The organism is Maribacter aurantiacus (assembly GCF_005780245.1).
Taxonomy (GTDB): Bacteria; Bacteroidota; Bacteroidia; order Flavobacteriales; family Flavobacteriaceae; genus Maribacter; species Maribacter flavus.
The window spans coordinates 61746-80657 of the sequence record NZ_VBUK01000003.1; the positions used below are offsets into that span (position 1 = coordinate 61746).

17 protein-coding genes and 1 tRNA gene are annotated in these 18912 nt (G+C 41.7%); 11 read left to right on the plus strand and 7 right to left on the minus strand.

The window, feature by feature from the left end:
* Positions 1 to 163: 163 nt before the first annotated feature.
* The gene (locus tag FEK29_RS07295) at positions 164 to 2989 is read left to right on the plus strand and encodes a DUF7133 domain-containing protein (RefSeq protein WP_138257773.1); all 2826 of its coding nucleotides are present in this window, start codon (positions 164 to 166) and stop codon (positions 2987 to 2989) included.
* Positions 2986 to 4029: a sugar phosphate isomerase/epimerase family protein gene (locus FEK29_RS07300; RefSeq protein WP_138257774.1), complete on the plus strand. Its 1044-nt coding sequence runs from the start codon at positions 2986 to 2988 to the stop codon at positions 4027 to 4029. The genes FEK29_RS07295 and FEK29_RS07300 overlap by 4 nt, the downstream gene beginning before the upstream one ends.
* Here FEK29_RS07300 and rimM read toward each other — a convergent pair.
* Together rimM and FEK29_RS07310 are read right to left on the minus strand one after the other, a co-directional pair.
* Positions 4026 to 4553 carry a ribosome maturation factor RimM gene (gene rimM, locus FEK29_RS07305; RefSeq protein ID WP_138257775.1) on the minus strand — a complete coding sequence of 176 codons (528 nt, stop codon included), beginning with the start codon at positions 4551 to 4553 and terminating at the stop codon, positions 4026 to 4028. The two genes, FEK29_RS07300 and rimM, sit on opposite strands and share 4 nt — an antisense overlap.
* An 8-nt stretch (positions 4554 to 4561) precedes the next feature.
* Positions 4562 to 5146 carry a 30S ribosomal protein S16 gene (locus FEK29_RS07310; RefSeq protein ID WP_138257776.1) on the minus strand — a complete coding sequence of 195 codons (585 nt, stop codon included), beginning with the start codon at positions 5144 to 5146 and terminating at the stop codon, positions 4562 to 4564.
* A gap of 313 nt (positions 5147 to 5459) precedes the next feature.
* Here FEK29_RS07310 and FEK29_RS07315 point away from each other — a divergent pair, with 313 nt between their 5' ends.
* The 8 genes from FEK29_RS07315 (at position 5460) to FEK29_RS07350 (ending at position 14109) form a co-directional block, all read left to right on the plus strand.
* Positions 5460 to 5915, plus strand: coding sequence for a ferritin-like domain-containing protein (locus FEK29_RS07315; protein WP_138257777.1), 456 nt, complete (start codon positions 5460 to 5462; stop codon positions 5913 to 5915).
* Positions 5916 to 6158: 243 nt separating this feature from the next.
* Complete coding sequence (gene dnaE, locus FEK29_RS07320; RefSeq protein ID WP_138257778.1) at positions 6159 to 10595, plus strand: DNA polymerase III subunit alpha; 4437 nt, start codon at positions 6159 to 6161, stop codon at positions 10593 to 10595.
* 17 nt (positions 10596 to 10612) lie between these two features.
* Complete coding sequence (locus FEK29_RS07325; protein ID WP_138257779.1) at positions 10613 to 11833, plus strand: multiheme c-type cytochrome; 1221 nt, start codon at positions 10613 to 10615, stop codon at positions 11831 to 11833.
* Between the two features lie 108 nt (positions 11834 to 11941).
* A complete protein-coding gene (gene trxA, locus FEK29_RS07330) occupies positions 11942 to 12259 on the plus strand; it encodes a thioredoxin (protein WP_138257780.1) in 318 nt (105 codons plus the stop codon).
* Positions 12260 to 12332: 73 nt separating this feature from the next.
* Positions 12333 to 13262 carry a DUF58 domain-containing protein gene (locus FEK29_RS07335; protein ID WP_138257781.1) on the plus strand — a complete coding sequence of 310 codons (930 nt, stop codon included), beginning with the start codon at positions 12333 to 12335 and terminating at the stop codon, positions 13260 to 13262.
* 72 nt (positions 13263 to 13334) lie between these two features.
* A tRNA-Asp gene (locus tag FEK29_RS07340) sits at positions 13335 to 13408 on the plus strand.
* 153 nt (positions 13409 to 13561) lie between these two features.
* Positions 13562 to 13831, plus strand: coding sequence for a helix-turn-helix domain-containing protein (locus tag FEK29_RS07345; RefSeq protein ID WP_138257782.1), 270 nt, complete (start codon positions 13562 to 13564; stop codon positions 13829 to 13831).
* Positions 13832 to 13833: 2 nt separating this feature from the next.
* Positions 13834 to 14109: a hypothetical protein gene (locus FEK29_RS07350; RefSeq protein WP_138257783.1), complete on the plus strand. Its 276-nt coding sequence runs from the start codon at positions 13834 to 13836 to the stop codon at positions 14107 to 14109.
* A 255-nt stretch (positions 14110 to 14364) separates the two neighbouring features.
* Here FEK29_RS07350 and FEK29_RS07355 read toward each other — a convergent pair whose 3' ends face one another.
* Entirely contained in the window at positions 14365 to 14829 is a 465-nt protein-coding gene (locus tag FEK29_RS07355; protein ID WP_138257784.1) for a hypothetical protein, read from the minus strand.
* 87 nt (positions 14830 to 14916) lie between these two features.
* Here FEK29_RS07355 and FEK29_RS07360 point away from each other — a divergent pair.
* A protein-coding gene (locus tag FEK29_RS07360) for an IS3 family transposase (protein WP_240042690.1) occupies positions 14917 to 16055 on the plus strand; the annotation gives its coding sequence in 2 pieces (ribosomal slippage) (positions 14917 to 15178 and positions 15178 to 16055; 1140 coding nt in all).
* On the opposite strand, the gene FEK29_RS07365 is transcribed toward FEK29_RS07360, so the two are convergent.
* From FEK29_RS07365 to FEK29_RS07380, 4 genes are read right to left on the minus strand one after another with little or no spacing between them, the layout of a single operon-like run.
* Entirely contained in the window at positions 16041 to 16979 is a 939-nt protein-coding gene (locus FEK29_RS07365; RefSeq protein WP_138257785.1) for a hypothetical protein, read from the minus strand. The two genes, FEK29_RS07360 and FEK29_RS07365, sit on opposite strands and share 15 nt — an antisense overlap.
* An 8-nt stretch (positions 16980 to 16987) precedes the next feature.
* Entirely contained in the window at positions 16988 to 17809 is an 822-nt protein-coding gene (locus FEK29_RS07370) for a reverse transcriptase family protein (RefSeq protein WP_138257786.1), read from the minus strand.
* Positions 17802 to 18095 (minus strand): helix-turn-helix domain-containing protein, encoded by a 294-nt coding sequence (locus FEK29_RS07375; protein ID WP_138257787.1) that lies wholly within the window; start codon positions 18093 to 18095, stop codon positions 17802 to 17804. Before FEK29_RS07375 ends, FEK29_RS07370 begins: the two co-directional genes overlap by 8 nt.
* Before the next feature lie 39 nt (positions 18096 to 18134).
* Entirely contained in the window at positions 18135 to 18374 is a 240-nt protein-coding gene (locus FEK29_RS07380) for a hypothetical protein (RefSeq protein ID WP_138257788.1), read from the minus strand.
* Positions 18375 to 18912 lie beyond the last annotated feature (538 nt).

An 18912-nucleotide genomic window follows, 5' to 3' on the forward strand; every position in this document is an offset into this window, starting at 1 on the left:
TTTTATTGTTTTTGATAAGTCACATGTAACCATTAATGATTACACTATTTTTTTAAGGATTATTTTAAATCATGTCGGTTTCATTGACACTTTTTCAAAAATACCCAGTTAAATTACTTGTAAGATGCCATGAATATAATTAATTTCCGAACGTATATTTTGAATGACCTTGACCAAAATGAATTTAAAAAAGACCTTTAAGAAGAACCGCTCATTTTCATTTCTTTTAGTTTACGGCTTTTTGATTGTAGGATTACTTAGCTGCTCAAACCAAGAAAAAAAGGAAGTAGATAAAAATAGTGTGGCAGATGTGATCGCCTCAATGTCAGATTCCCTTCCCCTTGTCACCTTGCCCGAGGGTGTTGACCCGGAGCATGAGGATTGGAAAGGCGCGGATCTAGACCCAAAATCCCCCGTACTTCCCTTATATCCAGAAGAAGAGGCCAAAAAATTTCTATTGCCCGAAGGCTACCATATTGAACCGATACTTACCGAACCCCAAATTGAACAGCCCGGTGCCATCGCTTTCGACGGTAATGGGAGAATGTTCGTTCTAGAATTGCGTACTTATATGCTTACGGCCGATTCTGACGGCACCTTGGAACCTACAAGTAGAATCTCCAGATGGGAGGATACCGATAATGACGGAATCTATGAAACGGGAACTGTCTTCGTGGACAGTCTTATTTTTCCCCGATTTGTACTGCCCTACGGAAAGGATGCCGTACTGACCATGAATTCAGATGAGGATAATGTATATAAATTTTCCGACACCAATGGTGACGGCAAGGCCGATAAAAAAGAACTCTTCACCACAAATTACGGTAGATCAGGGAACGTAGAGCACCAACAGGCCTTTATGTATTACAACATGGACAACTGGATGTACAGCACCTATAACGCCTTCCGGGTCAGGGAAACGCCTACTGGAGTCATCCGTGAAAATACGGGATATAACCGGGCACAATGGGGCGTAACACACGATGACGATGGAAAGGTTTGGTTTTTGGGAGGTGCGAGCGGCCTACCATCCCAATTTCAACAACCCGTACATTATGGTAATTTCGATTATGAGGATACCGACAATTATGCCGAAGGTTTTGAGGAACCGTGGGGCGCACCTGTATTGATCGGCGATCTTCAGGAAGGAATGGATCGAGTTCGTGAAAACAATGGTGGTCCAAAGAGGGTAACCGGTGCGGCCGGAAACGATATCTACCGTGGCGACCGATTACCCAAAGAATTATACGGACGATTGTTCTATGGAGAACCAGTAGCTCGGATTGTGCGCCAGGTTGATCCGGTGGTCAACGAAGGAATCACCACCTTGCACAACGCATTCCAGGACCAAAAATCCGAGTTCCTTCGATCCACAGACCCTTTGTTCAGACCGGTAGATATGACCACCGCACCAGACGGAACCATGTATATTACGGATATGTACCATGGAATTATACAGGAAGGGCAATGGGCGCAAAAAGGCACCTATCTTCGAACCAAAATTGAGCAGTATCAACTGGATAAGGTAATAGGGCTAGGCCGAATCTGGCGTATTACGCATGATAGCAAGGAACGGGACAAGACCAAACCGAATATGCTCAATGAAACACCGGCCCAACTTATAAAGCACTTGGAACACCCAAATGGTTGGTGGCGAGACAAGGCACAACAGTTGATTGTGTTGTCACAGGATAGGAGTATCGTTCCAGAACTTGAAGCCATGGTTAATAACAGCGATAATACATTGGCTCGTTTCCATGCCTTGTGGTGCTTGGAGGGTCTGGGTTCGTTGAAAGAGAAAATGGTTGAAAAATTAATGGAAGACCCCAATCCCAGAATGCGTATTCAGGCCATGCGTGCGGGGGAAACACTTTATAAGTCGGGTAAAAAATCGCTTGGAGAGGATTATTTAAAATTACTTGAGGATAAAAATGTGGATGTGGCCTTACAGGCCGTTTTGTCGGCACACATCCTTGAAGTCCCATCCTTCGATGTTGCCCTCAAAAAATTACTCAAGTCGAATTCGGCCAAAGGAATACAGACCATTGGCAAACAGATATTAGAACCAAAAGAAGTCAAAAATTGGTGGGAAGTTGGCAATAATCAGCTTACCGAAGCCCAAAAGAGCAGCTTGGAAAAAGGAAAGGTCATCTTCAACGAACTCTGTGTACAATGTCATGGAAACGATGGCACAGGAACACCCGTTGGAGATGGTTTGGTCATGGCACCGGCCTTAAGCGGTTCCACCCGAGTACAATCGCACCCGGAATATGTTATTAAAACGGTGATGCACGGACTGGAAGGCCCATTGGATGGAAAAACCTACCCAGCGGGTATTATGGTGGGCAACAAAGAACAATCCGATGATTGGATTGCGTCCATTGTATCCTACATTCGAACCAACTTATCTAATGAAGCCACCTTGGTATCCGCGGAGGATGTCCATAATGTTAGGACAAAAACGGAGGAGCGTAACACGCCTTATGTATATGATGAGTTAATGACATCCGTTCCGCAACTCCTTGTGCCAAGCGAAGATTGGAATATTACGGCAAGCCATTCCGTACCCACAAGAATTGGTGGCCGGGCCTCCCCTACCAGTGCGTTTAATTTTGAGGGATGGAGTTCTGGAGGTAATCAGGAAGAGGGCATGTGGTTTCAAGTAGAGTTCCCGGAACCTATGAGCGTCTCTGAAGTTCACTATAACGCGACCCCAATTTCTAGAGGTTGGCGTCCCGGATCGCCACCGCCACTTCACACCTATCCGCGTGGCTATAGATTAGAAACCTCCATGGATGGAATTTCATGGAAAGAAATTGAAAAGGGCGAAGGAGAACAGGCAGATGTTTCCCTGATTTTCGACCCTGTTGAGGCCAAGTTTATTCGTATGAGCTTAACGAAAAACTTTGGCCCACAAGAGGACCGTGAAATACCATGGTCCATGAGACAAATGAAGATTTATGGAGCATCAAAAAAACCTGTATTATGAATAACAAAAAAAACACAGTTTCAAGAAGAAACTTCGTAGCGAATTCAGCCGCTTTGGCCATTGGGACAACACTGATTGGTCCAAATATTTTTGGAAAAAATAGGTTGCTGAATTCAGCTGTCCCAAACTCTAAAATAAATGGGGTGCAAATCGGGGTAATTACGTATTCCTTTAGAAGTATGCCTGACCAAAGTGCAGAAGCTACGCTACAATATGTGTTGGATTCGGGCATTAACGCCATTGAATTAATGGGAGATCCGGCTGAATCCTTTGCAGGAAAACCCGAAAGTTCTTTGGACAGACGAACGCTTTGGGGATTAATGCGCTCCAAAAGGGAAGGAACAATAACAGCAGCGGATGAAAAAAAATTGACTGAAATGCAAGAGGCCATGGGCGTCTATAATGAAAAAGTGGCTACCTGGAGGTCTCAAGTTTCTATGGACAAGTTTAAGGAACTTAAGAAAATGTATAATGATGCCGGGGTAATCATTTACGCATTTAAGCCCAATGCTTTTGGCAAGGACAATACCGATGAAGAAATAAACTATGGGTTCAAAGCTGCTAAGGCCTTAGGGGCATCCCATGTGACCCTGGAACACCCAAGTGATGATGCACACACTAAAAAACTAGGGGAAATGGCCTCGAAACATGGCATATTTGTTGCCTATCATGGCCATACACAGCAAACACCCACCTTTTGGGACACAGCTTTGGAACAATCCAAATACAATGCGCTTAACTTGGATTTAGGACATTTTGTTGCTGCTGGAAATGAAGCCCCCTTGAATATTATCAAGGAAAAACACGATCATATAAAAAGCATGCACGTAAAGGACAGGCAAACTCCTGAACATGGCCAGGGCAATGTGGTTTGGGGAGAGGGAGATACCCCGCTAGTAGAGGCTTTGCAAATGATGCGCGATAATGGTTATTCATTTCCTGCTACCATTGAATTGGAATATGATATTCCCGAAGGTTCGGATGCCATTGCTGAAGTAAAAAAATGCTTGGCCTTCGCTAAAGAAGCTTTGGAAGGCTAGTTTAGATATAGACCTACTAGACCTTCCGGGGTAGCCACTTCAATGGTTTTGGCTTGCCGGTCTACTTTTTTAATGATTTCATCATTGATGGGGATCAACAACTGTTTGTCCACTTTTTTAATCTCGAAAAGTGCTTGGGAGGTAGTATCGTTTACACCTTCAACTATACCTATGTTTCCATGGACATCATCCAAGACGGTAAAGCCGATAACCTCATGATAATAGAACTTGTTGCCCGTTAGTTTAGGCAACATAGTTAGGGGAAGGTAAAGTTCACAGCGCATGATTCTGTCCGCATCGGACTCGTCCTTCACTTCTTCAAAATCGATACGAAGCAAGTTGGATTTGTGAAGGCGGGAACGTTTAATAAAAAATGGAACCAGATTGTTTCCCAATAAAACAAATACTGATTCCATATTTTCGTAAATCTCGGGGTCGTCCGTGTCCAACTTAACCAGGACTTCACCCTTAAAACTATATTTTGAAACGATTTTGCCTAGGTAGAAACAATCTTCCTTTCGCATCGTTAAAACTACTCGCCTTCTTTTGGAGCTTCTTCCTCTTTCATCTCAGGAGCGGCAGGGGCCTCTTCTGGTACTTCAGGTGCTTCCTCTAAAGCTTCAACTTCTTCCTCTGCACTTTCTCCTTCTGGAGTTTCTGGAAGTGCAGCAGCCGCAGCTTCAGCAGCCCTTTTCTCGTTTATTTCTTTTTCAGCAGCCAATGCTTTTGCTTTAGCTTCTTCCTTCGCTTTATCCAATCCGCCTTTTTTGGCATCGATTGCAGCTTCCTTCTCGGAAACCCAGGCATTGAATTTTTCCTCAGCCTGCTCCTTTGTCAATGCGCCTTTCGCAACACCTCCTAATAGGTGTTTTTTCAATAGAACACCCTTATATGAAAGGATGGCTTTGGCAGTATCCGTTGGCTGAGCTCCGTTCTGCAACCACTTTACGGAACTATCCACATTCAAATCTATGGTTGCTGGATTGGTATTGGGATTGTAGATTCCTAATTTTTCCAAGAATTTACCGTCTCTTTTGGCTCTTGAATCGGCGGCAACCACCCAATAAAATGGTTTACCTTTTTTACCGTGTCTCTGTAATCTAATCTTAACTGGCATATCACATTAATTTGTAGGGTGCCCGACCCTTGGTTATTAATTCATTATTTTTTATTCCGCCATTCCCACAAAGATGGGAATCATTATCCTTGAAAAAGGGCTGCAAATGTAATTTAATTTCCTTGATTTGGCAATCATTGCTTCCACAAAATTTAGAAGCACATTGTTAAAACCTTTAAGAGCTTTTAAGTTAGCAAGTTAAATCTATGCAAAAACCCCTTAAACACTTGGTTTTCCAAGATATTCCTGTATCTTATTTCATGAAGTTATTGAAAGACAATAACCGTTATAAATTTAAATGTTAAGATAGATTATGAAGTATTCAGAAAAAATTTCTAACAGGTTAAATGATTTGTTGACCAAAACGTACGACGCAGAAAAGGGATATAAACTGGCACAGGATAAAGTAGATAATCCAACCGTAAAAAAATTTCTTGCGGATAAGGTTCAACAGCGCTATAATTTTGGCCATGAACTTAAGAGAGAAATTCAAACTTACGGAGAACTGCCGGATAAAGGTGGAAGCACGAAAGGCGACTTGCACAGAACATGGATGAATTTAAGTGCAAGCCTCAGTTCGAATAGTACTGAACGCATCCTGGAAGAGGTAGAGCGCGGTGAAAAGGCCAGTCTGGAAGAATACAACGAAATTCTAAAGGACGATAATATGGAACTCGCACCAACTACCCAAGAAATCTTGATCAAGCATAGAAACCAGATTGAGAGCGCTTTAAACAATGCCAGAATTTATGAGGAAGCGATTTCCTAAAAAATATCTAACCATAAATATGAATGTAAAGTGGACGCTAAAACGTCCGCTTTTTTTGGTTGATAACTCCTAGCAACTACACTTTTTCCAAACGTCACTTTTGAGTATTTTTATAAATCCATTTCTTTTGAATCCCAAACATCAGTTTTCGCAAAATTTTTATTGAATTTGGGCTTCGACTTTTTGGAATTGAACACAAGATTCGTCAATATGTTCCGATTCCCTCGGAATTAAAAAAAATATATGTACCTAATTTTCGACACCGAAACCACTGGACTGCCAAAACGCTGGGACGCCCCCATAACCGACACGGATAACTGGCCCCGATGTATCCAAATCTCATGGCAATTGCATGATGCCATGGGCAACCTTTTGGACCAGCAGGATTATCTGGTAAAACCTGAAGGTTTCAATATTCCTTATGATGCCGAGAAAATCCATGGTATCTCCACCGCCTTGGCGGAACAAGAGGGAGTCCCTTTGGCCGAGGTATTGGAAAAGTTCAATGATGCCATGTCCAAGACCAAGTTCATCGTGGGACAGAACGTTGGGTTCGATGTCAATATCATGGGAGCGGAATTCCACCGATTGGGCGTTGAAAACCCCTTGCAGGAACTTCCGGTCTTGGATACCTGTACCGAACATACGGCCGAGCTTTGCCAAATCCCGGGCGGGCGCGGGGGCAAATTTAAGCTCCCTACCCTAACGGAACTGCATGAGTTTTTGTTCAAGGAACCTTTCGCCGAAGCACATAACGCAACCGCGGATGTGGAAGCCACCACCCGTTGCTTTTTGGAGCTGGTTCGACTTAGACAGTATACGGTCGAGCAACTGGACGTACAACCCGATTATTTCAGGAATTTCTCCGAAGCCAATCCGCAAGAGATTCAGCTTATCGGCCTAAAGCATATCAACCTAAAAAAAGCATCCAAAAAAATTGCCGATGCCCTCTGGGAAAAGGATACGGGCGGTATCACCAAGGAAGAAATAAAGGAAAACCTGGCCACCTTGGAGACGGCTGATTTTGCCCATCTCCACAATCATACCCAGTTTTCCATTTTGCAATCCACCATCAGCGTACCTGACCTCATCGCCGCGACGGCCAAGGCAAAAATGCCTGCGGTTGCCATAACGGACCATGCCAACATGATGGGTGCCTTTCACTTTGTGAACGGTATCATCAACCATAATAACGGGGTTGCGGCCAGGAACGAAGAAAACAGAAAGCGTTACGAGGCTACCAAAAACGGCACCTTGGAAGAAGGTCAGGAACCCCTGGAAACATTACCTGAACCGGAGCGGGAAATTACGCCCATTGTGGGTTGTGAGTTCCAGGTGTGCGAGGACCATACCAATAAGACCCTAAAGGACAATGGGTACCAAATCGTGATGCTGGCGAAAAACAAGAACGGCTATCTCAATTTGGCCAAAATGTCCTCCATTGCCTTTGTGGACGGTAAATATTATGTTCCCAGAATCGATAAAAAAATCATTGAACAATACAAGGATGACATCATTGTCCTAACGGGAAACCTGTATGGCGAGGTACCGAGCAAAGTTTTAAATGTAGGTGAAAACCAAGCCGAGGAAGCTCTGTTATGGTGGAAGGAAACCTTTGGCGACGACCTGTATATTGAAATCATGCGCCACGGGCAGGAAGACGAGGACCGTGTCAACCAAGTCTTGATCCAGTTTGCACAAAAGCACCAAATTAAGTTGGTGGCCACCAACAACACCTATTACGAAAAGAAGGAAAACGCCCATGCCCATGATATTTTGCTTTGTGTAAAGGACGGCGAAAAACAATCCACGCCCATTGGTAGGGGCCGTGGCTATCGTTATGGGTTGCCCAATCAGGAGTACTATTTCAAGTCCTCGGATGAAATGAAGGAGCTTTTCAAGGACATCCCAGAGGCCATCATCAACATTCAGGAAATCGTTGACAAAGTAGAGACCTTTACCTTGGCAAGGGATGTCTTGTTACCCGCATTTAATATCCCCGAAGAATTCCAATTTGAAGAGGATAAACTCGACGGGGGCAAACGCGGTGAAAATAAGTACCTACGTCACATCACCTATGAAGGTGCCAAAAAACGTTACGGGGAAATAACCCCTGAAATTGACGAGCGCCTTGATTTCGAGTTGAAGGTCATTGAAAAAACGGGGTATCCGGGATACTTTTTGATCGTGGAGGATTTCATAAGGGCGGCACGTGAAATGGGTGTTTCGGTGGGGCCTGGCCGGGGATCTGCCGCAGGTTCTGCGGTGGCCTATTGCCTTTGGATAACCAATCTCGACCCTATCGAATACGACTTGCTATTTGAGCGTTTCCTCAATCCCGACCGTATCTCCATGCCCGATATCGATATCGACTTTGATGATGAAGGCCGTAGCAGAGTTATGGACTACGTGATCGACAAATACGGATCAAACCAGGTGGCGCAAATTATTACCTATGGTACGATGGCCGCCAAATCTTCCATCCGTGATACGGCACGAGCCTTGGACCTTCCTCTGGGCGATGCCGACCGAATGGCGAAACTGATTCCCAACATGTCCAAGTTGAAAAAAATTATGGGGGTCGATGAGAAAATCCTCAGAAGCAAGTTCAACAGTGACGACATGGTCAAAATCAACGAACTGTTGGCCATTTCAGAAGGGGACGGATTGGAATCCGAAACCTTGAACCAGGCCTATGTTTTGGAGGGTTCCGTACGAAATACAGGAATCCATGCCTGTGGGGTCATCATTACACCTGACGATATCACCAAATTCGTACCAGTGGCCTTGGCGAAGGATTCCGACATGTACTGTACCCAGTTCGATAACTCCGTTGTGGAGAGTGCCGGACTTCTGAAAATGGACTTTTTGGGTCTAAAAACCTTGACCCTTATCAAGGACACCGTCAAGATTGTCAAGGCCAAACATGGCATTGAATTGGATCCTGAAAATTTCCCGTTGGACGATGAAAAGACCTACCAGCTTTTTCAACGTGGGGAGACCATTGGGGTGTTCCAGTACGAATCGCCCGGGATGCAAAAACATATGCGGGCGTTAAAACCTACCGTGTTCGCCGATCTTATCGCCATGAATGCCTTGTATCGTCCGGGTCCTATGGAATATATTCCCAGCTTTATCGCCAGAAAGCACGGTACGGAGGAAATCGTGTACGATTTGGAGGCTTGCGAGGAATATCTCGCCGAAACCTATGGTATTACGGTATATCAAGAGCAGGTAATGCTCCTGTCCCAAAAATTGGCGGATTTCACCAAAGGCGAAGCGGATGTACTGCGAAAGGCCATGGGGAAAAAACAAAAGTACGTGCTGGACAAAATGAAGCCCAAATTCATCCAACAAGCCTCTGCCAAAGGCCATCCGGAGGACAAACTGGAAAAAATATGGAAGGACTGGGAAGCCTTTGCCGCATACGCCTTTAATAAAAGTCACTCTACGTGTTACGCATGGATAGCCTATCAAACGGCCTATTGCAAGGCCCACTATCCTGCCGAATACATGGCCGCGGTGCTCAGTAACAATATGAACGACATTAAGCAGGTCACCTTTTTCATGGAGGAATGTAAGCGCATGGGGCTGGATGTTCTAGGACCGGATGTTAACGAATCGTATTACAAATTCGCAGTGAACAAGGACGGAGCGGTCCGGTTTGGAATGGGGGCCATAAAAGGAGTAGGAAAAGGTGCCGTAGAGGCAATCGTTGAGGAACGAAAGGAGAACGGACCCTATAAGTCGGTTTTTGATATGGCCAAGCGCATAGACCTAAGGGCGGCAAACAAAAAAGCCTTTGAAAACCTAGCACTCGCCGGGGGATTCGATTCCTTGGGGAATTCCCACAGGGCACAATACTTCCATAACGACGGGGACGGAATCACCTTTTTGGAAAAGGTCATCAAGTACGGGGCAAAATTCCAGGAGAACCAAAACTCGGCACAAGTGAGCCTTTTTGGCGATGCCAGTGAAGTCTCCATCCCCGAGCCCATCGTTCCTCCCTGCGAGGAATGGGGTACCATGGAAAAATTAAGAAGGGAAAAGGAGGTAGTGGGCATCTACATTTCAGGCCATCCACTGGATGATTTTAAAACGGAAATCAAAGCGTTCTGCAATGCCAGTCTTTCCGATTGTAGCGACCTTCAAAATTATATCAATAGGGAACTGACCTTTGCGGGGGTCATTACGGATGTACAACACAGGATTTCCAAAAACGGAAAGGGATGGGCCTCCTTTACCATGGAAGATTATACGGACTCCTTTGAGTTCCGGATATTTGGGGAGGAATACCTCAAGTTTAGGCACTTCCTCATGCTAAACTCCTTCGCCTATGTAAAATTGTTCGTGAGGGAAGGATGGGTCAACCGGGAAACCGGACTCAAGGGAGAGCCACGAATGCAGTTCAACAGCTTTATGCTGTTACAGGATGTCATGGAATCCTTTGCCAAAAAATTGACCATTAGGCTGAACATCGATGAATTGGAAGAAGCGCAGGTACACCAACTCAAGGATACCTTGGTTTCCCACAAAGGGGAACACCCTTTGAGCTTTGTGGTGTATGAAATGCAGGAACAGATCAAGGTGCGATTGAGCAGCAGAAAACAAAAAGTACAGATTTCCAGTGAACTATTACAACGACTGGAGGAGCAACAGGTACATTTTAAACTTAATTAGCCAAAAGACCATTTCCATTGAAGAAAAAGATATTTGTCGGCCTTGGTTTAGTATTGCTGGGTTTTATTTCGGTAAAACTATACGATTATCTTTCCGGACCATCGGAGCAGTACACTGATGTAAAAGTGATTGCCTACCATTACAACGGTGAAGGGTACGTAGGATCTGAATCCTGCATGGAATGCCACGGGGATATTTATGAAACCCACTTACAAACGGCACATTATAACACTTCGGAATTCACCACTTTGGACAATATCCATGGTAGTTTTGAAGAAGGGAAAAATGCGGTGCGATTAATGGATGCCGATATTACCATAGTGGATAAAAATGGACATCCGTTTCAGGTTGCCCGATTAAATTATGGAGACCGGAAACAATTTGATTGGAGCATGGACATCACCATAGGCTCAGGACTAAAGGGACAAACCTTTTTGACCAATCAACCCGATGGTTTACATCAACTACAAGCATCCTATTTTGTGCCTACGGACACTTGGATAAATAGCCCAAATTATGCAAATATGTTGGTACCATTGAGGCCCGTAAACGACCAATGCTTAAAATGTCATATCACTTTTGCCAAAAGCAACAATGAGAACCTAAACTCCAACATGTATGATATGTCCAGGATGGTTTTGGGCGTTGACTGTGAAAAATGCCATGGCCCAGCGGAAAAACACGTAATTTTTCAAAGGAAAGGTATAGGTACACAAAAAGATACCACGCTCTTAGCCTTGGCTTCCCTGTCTAGGCAGCAAAGACTTGATGTTTGCGCCTCATGCCACTCCGGACTCAGAAGCAATCAAATTCAAAACCCCTTTAAATTCTTACCTGGGGATACGTTGTCCAAGTTTTCTAAAAACTTTAACTCACTTAGACCAAGCTCGTCTTTGGACGTTCACGGAAATCAGTTTGGATTGCTCATCAGTAGTAAATGTTTTACCCAATCTGAACAGATGGACTGTATGACCTGTCATGACCCCCATAGAAACCAAAGAGGACAATCAGGCTATTTCAATAGTAAATGTATTGGGTGCCATCAACCAAATACAATCACATGTTCTATTTCGGAAACAAAAATGGCAGCAAATAACAACAACTGTATACAATGCCATATGCCTATAATCCCTTCTAGGAGCATGCAGGTACAATTGACCAAATTGGAAGAATCCACCCCAATTGGGGTCAGAACCCATAACATTGCCATTTACCCAGAAGCCGTGGCAAATGAGTAAATTGGCATAGATTACGTCAATCTTTAAATAACCAAAACGAATACCAATAGCGTAAGGAAAGCGTTGAATATTTGACTAACTTTGCATAATCAATAAAATGTAATAATCATGGCATTAGAAATAACAGATGCTACTTTTGACGAAGTAGTTTTAAAAAGCGATAAACCCGTTGTAGTTGACTTTTGGGCCGCATGGTGCGGACCTTGTAGAATGGTAGGGCCTATCATTGACGAAGTAAGTAACGAATACGAGGGCAAGGCCATAGTTGGAAAAGTGGATGTTGATGCCAATCAGGAATTCGCCGCAAAATATGGAGTTAGAAATATCCCAACGGTCTTGGTTTTCAAGGACGGGGAAATCGTAAGTAGACAAGTAGGTGTTTCACCCAAAAAGGTTTACACAGACGCTATTGATGCGCTTTTATAGGCCCGTTACCCATATAATTATAAAGGAAAGTCCAGTGAAGAACGCTGGACTTTTTTTATGTTATCTTTAGGCTATGGAAATACGCAAAGAATTAAACAACGCCACCTTATTTCCTAATCTGGAGCTATTGGCCAATCAGGTCGTAGAAGGATTCATCAGTGGTATCCATAAAAGCCCCTTTCATGGTTTTTCTGCGGAGTTTGCGGAACATAAAATCTACAACAACGGCGAAAGTACCAAGCATATCGATTGGAAATTGTACGCTAAAACGGATAAGTTATATACCAAACGCTACGAGGAAGAGACCAATCTTAGGTGCCATATGATTTTGGACAACTCGGCCTCCATGTTCTATCCGCAGGTCAAGACCCAGACCTTGGGAAACCTGAATAAAATCGGTTTTGGAATATTGGCCATTGCGGCCTTAATGAACGTATTAAAAAAACAACGCGACGCCGTGGGCCTGAGCGTGTTCTCCGATGATTACCACTATTACACCCCTGACAAAGGGAGTGAAAGGCATTTTCAAATGCTCTTGTCAAAATTAAATGAAATTGGGAGCGAAAAATCGGGCGGTAGGGAAACAAGAACCTATACCTATATCCATCAGATAGCCGAAAAAATCAAAAGAAGAAGTCTCATATTTCTCTTTACCGATATGCTTCAGACGGAAAAAGAAGATGAAGAATTGTTCGAGGCCCTTAGGCATTTAAAGTATAACAAGCACGAAGTGGTACTCTTCCATTTGATGGACAAAGAACTAGAATATCACTTCGATTTTGACAATACGCCCAAACGATTTTTGGATGTGGAAACGGGCGAACATTTGGATCTTTATGCCGATACTATTAAAGAAGCCTATGAGAAGGGTGTACAGGAATATTTCACCGCCATAAAGTTGAAATGTGCCCAATACCGAATCAAATATGTAGAAGTCGATATAAAAAGGGATTTTTCTACGATACTGAATACCTTTTTGGTTGAACGCTCCAAATTTCTATAGAAGGTAATATTTTAAAAGAAAATGTTTGCGCAATTGAATAAGCAATGTATATTTGCACACGCTAAACGTCACGGTCTGGTAGTTCAGTTGGTTAGAATACCTGCCTGTCACGCAGGGGGTCGCGGGTTCGAGTCCCGTCCAGACCGCTAGTAAAATTAAGCCCTCACGGATGTGGGGGCTTTTTTATTCTTTCATTTATAAACTATTTATAAACATTCAAGGGCTTTATAATCAAGATTTTAATTAAGACCAAAAAAGTCATATCTTGAGACAATAAATAATCATACCGGTTAATTACCATGCAAGTCGTATGTCTACAAGAGGAAGCCTTTTATGCCTTGTTTAAAAAGTTCATTGAACATGTTGAATTCAAAAGGCAGGATAAGCCCGAAAAATGGATTGATGGGGAAGAAGCAATGTCTATCCTTAGAATAAAATCTACGACTACCCTTCAGAGGCTAAGGGATGAAGGTAAAATTAGGTTTTCCCAACCCCAAAAGAAGATTATCCTTTACGATAGGGATTCTATTATAGCATACATCGAGAAACACGCCCGAGAAACTTTTTAGAAATGGAAGAAGACATCAAAGTTGACGAAAAATTTAAGCATGCCTTTAACCTGGGTTATCAATTGGCAGAGGAGTTGAATCTCAAATCCCCTATGCTTGAAAATCAGGAGAAAATCATGCCCTCAAATCCCATGCACTTGGGTATGCAGCAGTTTATTGATGAATCCAAACTTTCTAAAAATAAACGGCAAAACATATCAATAGAACAAAGTAAAGCCAATAATCTTAAAAAGGGAAAGAAAAAATCTCAGGATAAAGGTAAAGGATTTAGTCTTTGATAATTCTATGTTAGTTACCGGTACTGATTATAATTTTTAAACAATGGAAGTTAATTTCAAAATTCTTACAATCTCTCCCAATAAAACATCTAAATCTCTTCGGAAATCCACTTGTGTGGCATTGGGAATAGTCTCCTTTTTTCTAATTTGAGTATGTAAAAACGAGTCTGCAATTTTTCTTAAGGACTTATCCAAATGAATCATAGAATCTCTAAAGCTTTTGGAACCATAAGCTCCTCTAACTTCTGAAAAGTTTTATTTACCAAATATCGGTGGAACATGGTCTATTATTGCCCTTGTTAATAAAGCCGTTGCAAAGAAACACTCAGAGTTGTAAGAAACATTTAATTCTTTACATTTTCTAATTAGTCTTGAAACATCAAACTGGTCGGTTCTTAATGCTTCTAGTTCTTTTATTCTACCCAGATCAACAAATAAAACTTTCTCACTATTTAGCTCATACTTGTTTTTAAAGTTTGGGTTATCTGTATTCAATACCGTTCTCTCTTTTTTATTAGCTATTTTATAATAATGATCGTTTATAGAATCCTCAAAGTTTGAAAATTGCATATAATTATCGAAGGTATGACTCGAATTAATTTCGTAACGTTCATACCAAATCTCACTGTGTTCTCCGGAGCTGCCAGCGCCATCATAAAAACCATTTACATACTGAAGAAAATAGAATACCAACCCAACATCCTTTATATTTAAGTTCATCTTGTAGCCTTCCCTAAAAATGTAGCCTTCCCTAAAAATAGGACAGTTTAAAATTCAGATTTTCTAATTTTAAATTTTAACTGTCACATGAAAAAAAGCAAGTTTACCGAGAGCCAGATCATCAAGGCACTGAAAGAGAACGAACAGGGCCGCAAGGTGGGTGATATATCCCGCGAGATGGGAATTGACACCAGCACTTTTTATTATTGGAGGAAGAAGTACGGGGGGATGGAAGTGGCCCATATGAAGCGCTTGAAGGAACTCGAGGAGGAGAACCGCAAGCTCAAGCAGATGTACGCCGATGCCAGCCTTGACATCCGTATGCTCAAGGACGTACTGTCAAAAAAGTTCTAGGGCCTTCCGACAAGAAGCAGCGCGCCAAATATCTCCAAGAGGCCTATTCGGTATGTGTATCGCGTTCCTGTGGGGTACTGGACCTTGCCCGGTCGATGTGGTACTACCATGGCAGGAGGGACGACACCGAGGTGGTCGACGCCCTCTCCAAGCTGGCCGAGGAGCTACCGACAAGGGGATTCGAGGTGTATCACAAGCGTTTGCGTCGCGAAGGCCGCAACTGGAACAGGAAACGGGTGTTGAGGGTCTACAGGGCCATGAACCTAAAACTAAGGAGGAAGCACAAGAAGAGGCTCCCCGCAAGGGTCAAGAACCCATTGGAGGCACCGACCAATCTCAATGACACATGGAGCATGGACTTTATGGCCGATGTGCTATCGGATGGAAGAAAGATAAGGGTGTTCAATGTCATGGACGACTGCAACCGGGAGGCACTGGCGATGGACGTGGGACTAAACTATCCGGCCATAAAGGTGGTGGAGACCTTATCACAATTGGGGGAAGAGATAGGACTGCCCAAGACCATACGCTGCGACAACGGTCCGGAGTTCATATCCAAGGCCCTAACGCAATGGTGCAAGGGCAAACGGGTGGAGCTGCAGTTCATCCAGCCCGGCAAGCCCATGCAGAACGGATATATGGAACGCCTCAACAGGTTTTACAGGGAAGATGTGCTCGATGCCTATTGGTTCAACGACCTGCACCAAGTCAGGGCGCTGACCCAAAAATGGATGGAGGATTACAATACAAGGCACCCCCATTCATCCATCGGGGATATGCCGCCCAGGGAGTACAAGAACCGTTTCGGGGAAGAATTCTTCCCCGAAACGAACAACATTAATGATAATTTTATGAATTTAGCGATGTCCTAAAAGGGGTAAGGCTACAATAACTGTATCGGCATCCTTTAATTTGTCTCGGACCAAGTAATTATTAAAACTAAATATTTGTTTGAAATTGTTATTTGATAAAGTAATGTAATTAATCTTAGATAGGCCGACCGTTACGTCCTTGTCAAAAGTACAGGAGTGCAACCACAGTTTTTCTATTAAAAGTTCACGCGAAAAATCTACAACATTGTCGCCGTCAAAGTCATTTATATAAACCAAACCATTGAAGTTACTTCTGTAGAAATAGATAGTTTCAAAGTTGCCCTCTTCAAAATCAATTCTGTAATTACAAATTGAGGATTCAAAAAATACTTGATTACACCTGACCTTTTTTTCAAATACTATACGATTATGAAAAGTTCCTTCAAAGTGGATTTCTTTATAAACGCTACCTTTAAAAGAGATATGAGAGTATGTGGAGTAAGGCTCAATTCTAACCTTCTTAATGTTATTCTCAGCAAGAAACTCAATCTTACTGTCTTTTTTGGTAGAGTCGGAGTTTATGTCTCCAATCCTAAACTCTTTAATTGTCGATGATACTATTTGAAGATTTTGGTAGTTCCCTTTTATTCTGGCTTTAGGGGTGCTTATTTTTCGGATTATCGTATACGCGCTACATCTATTTGAAACTAATCGAAACTCAACTTTAAATTTGCAGTCAGTAAAACCAATAATGGATATTTCCGATTCTATGAGATTGAATTCTTTTTCGAATTTGCAGTTGGTGAAAGATAGTTCTTTGATATTAAGCTTTTCAAGAACAACGGGAAGCTTGAAGGTACACTCATGGAATGAAACTATGTCGTTTGTTTCAATTTTAGGAGATCTTTCGTAAATAAATTGTTCAAAAACTTCTCCTTTAAAACCGGTCTTTTCATCTAGTATATTTGTTTGGTACTTAGCCATACAAGTAATTATTTAGTTCTGCCATAAGTAACTACTCTCTCGTAATACATTTCAAGGCCAGCTTTTTGTTTGTCATTTAATCCGTCGATATTATTCAATTTTTCACGAAAATCATCTTTAACGTTCAATGTATTTTGACCGACCTTAACTCCAGTAATGTCAGCTTTGCCTTTCGTATAAAAGGTTTTATCATGATTGACAAAAAAACCACCTTCAATAATTATATCTCTCAACTCCAGAGATAATTCTTTAAAGTCGTGACTTGAAGAAAATGTCATGTCATCTACATAAATAGTAAAAACGATTTCCTCCTTATCACAAATTTCTAGCAGTTTTTGAGCTGTATTCCAAATGGTCAAATACGCAATGTGTGTACTGTTTACCCCTCCCTGAATCAAACCACCCTTATTGGTTGTCAATTTGGTCAGAATACTTGATACGTCAGCAGAAAAACCCCTATTTACAAAAGCCTTATAGACCATTTTATTATTAATATGTGGATAGAAGTTTTTAAGGTCAGTACAAAATTTGTGGGGCTTTCCCTGATGGAAATAAGCATTTAAAATATTGTCCTTCTTTTTCAAACCTCCAATAAATGGTGGGGACGGAAAATCTATTTTTTGAAGTACGTTTTTGAGGATTAACTTATGTGTCCTTTTTAGTAAGCCACAAGCTTCGGTTATTTCCCTTCGCTTTACTCGTCCGTCAGGCTTTACTTGCTTTTTTATGAAGGTGTTGTAGTATTTTGGAGTGTTTTTAGAAAGCTCTAATAATTCTTCTTTTTTTATTTGAAGATAGTGATTGGATAAATGATTAATGCTTTTAATCATTCACATAAATTTGCTTAATCATGTCCTTAATTGAAGGTTCCAAAGCCTTAAATATTTCTTGCTTCCTTTTTGGAATATCATCTTCATCTAAACTTAAAAAAAACATTACAGGTAGAGGAATTCCGAGTTTTTCAGATATAGTTTTTAAAGTTGTGATATTGGGTTCTTTTCGGTTACTTTCTATCAAGCTAAGATATGTTTGTGAGATTTCACAGAGATTAGAAAAATCTCCTTGTTTTATCCCTTTCTCTTTACGAGAATCCTTTATTACTTGACCTATGTTCATAACGTGAATTTAAGTGAGAAATAATGATAGAGATGTGGATTATGAAATATCAATATCAAAAAAACGGAGCAAATTAATTACTACCCTGCCCATTAACATTAAATCATTTTCAGAAAAAGCTTTCTTTTTAAGTTTCCTTAAGTCAGATAAACTTTCTTCCAGTAAATGGATTTCATCATCCAAGAGCATATTACGGCTCTTTTCTAGAACTGTTTCGATTCGTTCGATAACAGCTTCCACACGAGTAGTGTGATTGAAAAAATAATTGTGTTTTTCCATTTTTCATGGGTTTTAAATTATACAATTAACGAATGCAATGCATATTAAATCATTGCCTGCTTCAATCAATGTTTATTAGCAAACGCATACTCGTAAGATGCTGCCATCTCTATCAATTTCCTGCTTCTTTAATTAATCTAATTTTTAAAGGACTCCTTTTATTTATCTACCGAAAGGCTTAACTTATTTCAGTTCGATACGTACTTCCTTAATAGTTTAAAGGCAGTTGTGTAAAACCATTCCAACGCGACCAGTATATGGTCGCTGGTGTAAAAATACCCGTAGGGCTGTGAAACTGAATTCACTTCAATTCATACGTTTGCTAACTAACGCTCGTGCGATGTCAAAGAACTTATACTACAAATCTAGTAATATTTTTTAACTGATGGTTAAAAAATATTACTTTTTTTAATCTATAGGTAATTTTTTTCTAAAAATCTTCGCTTTTGATGGTTTATAAATAATCTTACAGGGGTACTTGTAGTACCGAAATCTATTTATTTTTAAACCAATTCTCGCAATAGTTTAAAAAATTACG